Origin of the sequence: Streptomyces sp. NPDC052052, from assembly GCF_040680455.1 — a bacterium.
Lineage (GTDB): Bacteria > Actinomycetota > Actinomycetes > Streptomycetales > Streptomycetaceae > Streptomyces.
This window is the reverse complement of record NZ_JBFAWU010000052.1, coordinates 1-4,901: the sequence shown is the minus strand read 5'-3', so window position 1 is coordinate 4,901 and position 4,901 is coordinate 1. Positions and strand designations below refer to the sequence as shown.

General features: G+C 68.0%; 3 protein-coding genes and 2 pseudogenes. All 5 read left to right on the top strand.

The features are described 5' to 3' along the window. Window positions 1-117, top strand: a pseudogene (locus tag AB0L71_RS32580) (ATP-binding protein); the annotation flags it as partial. Window positions 118-464: 347 nt separating this feature from the next. Further along, entirely contained in the window at window positions 465-3,650 is a 3,186-nt protein-coding gene (locus tag AB0L71_RS32575; protein ID WP_365250329.1) for a nitrate- and nitrite sensing domain-containing protein, read from the top strand. Window positions 3,651-3,660: 10 nt separating this feature from the next. Next, window positions 3,661-4,074 carry a roadblock/LC7 domain-containing protein gene (locus AB0L71_RS32570; RefSeq protein ID WP_365250332.1) on the top strand — a complete coding sequence of 138 codons (414 nt, stop codon included), beginning with the start codon at window positions 3,661-3,663 and terminating at the stop codon, window positions 4,072-4,074. Window positions 4,075-4,163: 89 nt separating this feature from the next. Further along, window positions 4,164-4,784: a DUF742 domain-containing protein gene (locus AB0L71_RS32565; RefSeq protein WP_365250326.1), complete on the top strand. Its 621-nt coding sequence runs from the start codon at window positions 4,164-4,166 to the stop codon at window positions 4,782-4,784. After that, window positions 4,765-4,901: pseudogene (locus AB0L71_RS32560) on the top strand (ATP/GTP-binding protein); the annotation flags it as partial. The gene AB0L71_RS32565 and the pseudogene AB0L71_RS32560, both read left to right, overlap by 20 nt.

The window sequence follows — 4,901 nt, the reverse complement described above, 5'->3', positions numbered from 1 at the left end:
GCCCTCCAGATCGGACCCGACACCCCCATCCTCACCACGGACGCACGCCACCGCGCGGACGCCAAGAGCGCACTCATCACGCTCGTGGAACACGCACTGATGGCACGGCTGAAGTAGACGCAAGTCAGTAGTGCGATACGGCAGTTAACGTAGCCGCAACGGGGGTGGGCTGTGTCCTTTGACACGATCCGCCCCCCGCGTTCATAACATTTCGACAGAGAATTGCCCGGCGTTCAGCACCCGATGCATTCAGTCGGTACCGCTGCGCTCACATGAGCCTCGCCTTTTGGCGGGGCTCGTTCTTTATGCCCGTTTTATTCAGGGCCTGAATGCTCGGAATGGCTGGTTCCAACTGTTTGGAACGCAGCCGGTCCCCATGCTGGAATCAATGAACTCCCCAGTAGTACGACCCTGAACGAAATACGGCACAACGTAGGTGCCGACGCCGAGAGGTTGTTGGTCGAGTGAGGCGAAGCAACAAGGGCTCCGCGGCACAGCTTGAGCGGGGCAACTTCACGCCGCCGAGCGCCGCGGGGTCGCCTGCCGATGTGCCCGGGGCGGTGTCCCCCGGCAGCAACAGCCGGATGTCCCCCCGGAACTGGCGGGTGCCCACCCGGCTGAACGCGATCCTGCTGATCCCGGTACTGGTCGGCCTGGTCATGGGCGGCTTCCAGGTGAAGGGGTCGATCGACACCTGGCGGGAGGCGCAGGACGCCGAGAAGACCGCACTGGTCGTGCGCGCGGCCTCGGTGTACGGTCAGGCGCTGCTCAACGAGCGCGACCTCTCGGCCCAGCCCCTGCTCTCCAACAAGCGGGACGCCGCTGTCGTCAGCGAGGTCCGGGCCGCCACCGACGCGGCCGCGGCCGCATTCGACACGGCCGTGAAGAGCATGCCCAAGAAGAAGGGCCTGGAACGCCGTCTTCAGCTCTTCCGTCTCGAAGAGCCCAAACTCCCCGACCTGCGCAAGACCGCCTACACCGCGGCCATGGACCCGGTGAAGACGCAAGAGGGATACGTCAAGGTCCAGCACTCCCTGATGGAGTTCTGCAACGAACTGGGGCTGGGCACCGGCAACATCACCAGTTACGGCCGTACGGTCTACGCGCTGGAACTCGCCAAGGCTGCAGAATCGCTTCAGCGCTCCATCGGTATGCATCTTCTGGTGCGTCCGAGTCAGGAGAAGGCCACCTTCGACGCCCAGGTCAAGGCCTTCGGCTCGTACAACTACCTCGAGCAGATCGCGCTCGGCGAGTTCGTCTCCGGTGGCACGGAGGACGACGCGACCCGGCTGAACGAGGTCATGGTCGCCCAGGCGGCCGAGGGCGAGAAGAAGCTGAACGCCGCCAGGGCGAAGGCGGACGCGGCGGGAGTCCCGTTCGTCTCTCCCCCCAGCATCGACGGTTCGGTCTTCGACGGCATGGCCCAGCAGATCGGGCAGGGCAAGTCGCCCGAGAAGCTCGCCGAGAAGGGCATCACGCCCGACACCTGGATGGCTGCCGCCACCGCCAAGTTCGACGGCTACACCACGGTCGAGAACGAGCTGGTCGACAAGGCCGTGAACGAGGCCGCCGACATCTCGTCCAGCGCCAAGAACGACGCCTTCATCAACGCCGCCGTCGTGGTCGTCGCGCTGCTGGCCGCCTTCGTACTGGCCGGAATGATGGCCCGGCAGATGAGCCGCTCCATGCGCCGTCTGCGCACGGCCGCCTTCGGCATCGCCGAGCAGCGGCTTCCGGCGCTGGTCGACCAGCTCTCCAGGACCGATCCGGGCCGGGTCGACACCCGTGTCCAGCCGATCCCGATCCACAGCACCGACGAGATCGGCGAGGTCGCCCGCGCCTTCGACCAGGTGCACCGCGAGGCGGTCCGGCTGGCGGCCGAGCAGGCCATGCTGCGGGGCAACGTCAACGCGATCTTCACCAACCTGTCGCGCCGCAACCAGTCGCTGATCGAGGGCCAGCTGTCCCTCATCACCGATCTGGAGAACAACGAGGCCGACCCGGACCAGCTGGAGAACCTCTTCCGGCTGGACCACCTGGCCACCCGTATGCGCCGCAACGGCGAGAACCTCCTCGTCCTGGCCGGCGAGGAGCCGGGCAGCCGCTGGAACCAGCCGGTGCCGCTGGTCGACGTGCTCCGTGCCGCTGCCTCCGAGGTGGAGTCGTACGAGCGCATCGAGCTGTCCGGGATGCCGGACACCGAGATCCACGGCCAGTCCGTCACCGACCTCGTGCACCTGCTGGCCGAGCTGCTGGAGAACGCCACCACGTTCTCCTCGCCGCAGACCAAGGTGCGGGTCACGGCCACCCGGCTGCCCGACGGCCGCGTGATGATCGAGATCCACGACAAGGGCATCGGCCTCACCGCCGAGGACTTCGCCGACATCAACCACAAGCTGGCCAACCCGCCGACCGTGGACGCCGCGGTGTCCCAGCGCATGGGCCTGTTCGTGGTCGGCCGCCTCGCCGACCGGCACGGCATCCGGGTCCAGCTGCGTCCCTCGGGCGAACAGGCCGGAACGACCTCGCTGGTCATGCTGCCGGACGCCATCACCCATGGTGGCGGTGGCGAAGCGGCCGACCCGCAGGACGACTTCACCGTCTCCTCGATCATCCCGCAGCAGCAGAGCTTCGAACCGGCGCCGGCCCAGCCCCCGATGCGCACGGCGGCGGAGCTCGGCTTCGACGACTCGCGCTACGAGCAGCCGTCGGCGGACACCACGCAGCTCGACCCGGTGGGCCGCTCGCTGCTGCGTGAGGAGCGCCGGGCCGCGCTGGGGGCACAGGTCGGTGAGCGTCCCCAGTTCGAGCAGCAGTACACCGGGAACCCGCCCGTCCAGAACGCGTACCCGGACGACGGCTTCGCCGGGAACGGGTACGCCCAGGAGCCGGAGCAGCACCGGCCGCAGCAGTACGAGCAGACGCCGTACGAGGGCGGCTACACCCCCTACCCCGCTGACGCGGGCTTTGCCGCGCACCCCGAACCGGCCCCTCAGGGCGGCTATGCGGAGGATCCGTACGGGACCGGTGAAGTCCAGCAGCCGGCATACGACGAGTCGTTCAACTCCGAGCCCCACCAGGGTGAGTGGGTGGATCAGCACTCCTTCCACGGTGCGTACGAGCCGTCCGCTGAGGCCGAAGCGGAATCTGTCCCGAGCGCCCCCGCCGAGCCGCAGGAACGCGTAGGCTTCGACCGTCCGGGTCCCACCCCGAACTCCGGCCACGAGCTGACCGAAGCCGGTCTTCCGCGTCGGGGCGGTCAGCAGCACTGGCAGCCCACCGGTCGCGGGAACAACCGGCCCGTCGCCGCGCAACAGCAGCCGCAGCAGCAGGAGATGCCGCAGCCGCAGCCCGCGCAGCAGGACGGGAACGGCTCCGACGACTGGCGCTCGGCGAACGACGAGCGCTGGGAGCGGGCCGAGACGCTCCGGGAGCCGAAGGCGGGTGGGATCACCCCGTCCGGACTCCCCCGGCGGGTGCCCAAGGCCAACCTGGTCGAGGGCACGGCGGAACAGAGCCCGCAGGACGGCCCTCAGGTCTCCCGCGCCCCCGAGGACATCCGCGGCAGGTTGAGCAACCTGCGGCGGGGCGTACTGCGGGGACGTAACGCGGGTTCGGACACCAGTAATACCTACAACCAGGAGCGTTAGTGTGAGCCCGATGAGCCAGGCGGCGCAGAATCTGAACTGGTTGATCACCAACTTCGTGGACAACACCCCCGGGGTGTCGCACACGGTGGTGGTCTCCGCCGACGGACTCCTGCTCGCCATGTCCGATGGATTTCCGCGCGACCGTGCCGACCAGTTGGCGGCTGTCGCCTCCGGTCTGACCTCACTGACCGCGGGCGCCTCACGGATCTTCGAGGGCGGCGCCGTGAACCAGACCGTGGTGGAGATGGAGCGTGGCTTCCTCTTCATCATGTCCATCTCGGACGGATCCTCGCTGGCCGTACTTGCCCACCCGGACGCCGACATCGGCCTGGTTGGGTACGAAATGGCCCTACTTGTCGACCGCGCAGGCAACGTCCTCACCCCGGACCTCCGCGCCGAACTTCAGGGAAGTCTCCTTAACTAGTGGACAGACAGTGCGTTTCGCGCCACCGAGCCATAAAGTGCGGAGGCGCGGACCCACTGGGATCGGGACCGGTAAGCGGAGGAGGAGTCGTGGCAACACCCCCGGACGGACATCGGTACGACGGTGGCCAGAACGTGCCGGGTGGGCACGGGGACGATCGCTTCAACTTCCCCTCCACCCCCGGCCGGCAAGGCGCTCAGCAGCCGTACCAACCGTTCTCGCAGCCACAGCAGCCGCAGCAGCCACCGCAGACCTCTTGGCAGGATCCCGGATGGCATCCCCAGCGGCCGCACCGCTACGACGCGCCCCAGCCGCCCCGCATCCAGCCCGTGCCGCAGCAGCAGGCCCCCGAGCCCGCGCCGACGGCGCACAATCCGCTGGTTCGTCCGTACGCCATGACCGGTGGCCGGACCCGCCCGCGCTACCAACTCGCCATTGAGGCGTTGGTCAGTACCACGGCTGATCCGTCCCGGCTGCAAGGGCAGTTGCCCGAGCACCAGCGGATCTGCCGGCTGTGCTTCGAGATCAAGTCGGTCGCCGAGATTTCGGCACTGCTCTCGATCCCGCTCGGCGTTGCTCGGATCCTCGTAGCCGACCTGGCAGAGGCCGGACTCGTCGCTATCCATCAGCCCGGCGGCGACGAGTCCGCCGGCGGTCAGCCAGATGTGACACTGCTCGAAAGGGTGCTCAGTGGACTTCGCAAGCTCTAGCGGCGGAGCAGCCCGCTCCACTACCTCGGCGAAGATCGTGGTGGCAGGGGGCTTCGGCGTGGGTAAGACCACGTTCGTCGGTGCCGTCTCGGAGATCAATCCGCTGCGCACCGAAGC

Excerpts from the sequence above, each read along its gene's own strand:
- AB0L71_RS32570 (WP_365250332.1), top strand. The coding sequence starts at position 3,661 with ATGAGCCAGGCGGCGCAGAATCTGAACTGGTTGATCACCAACTTCGTG.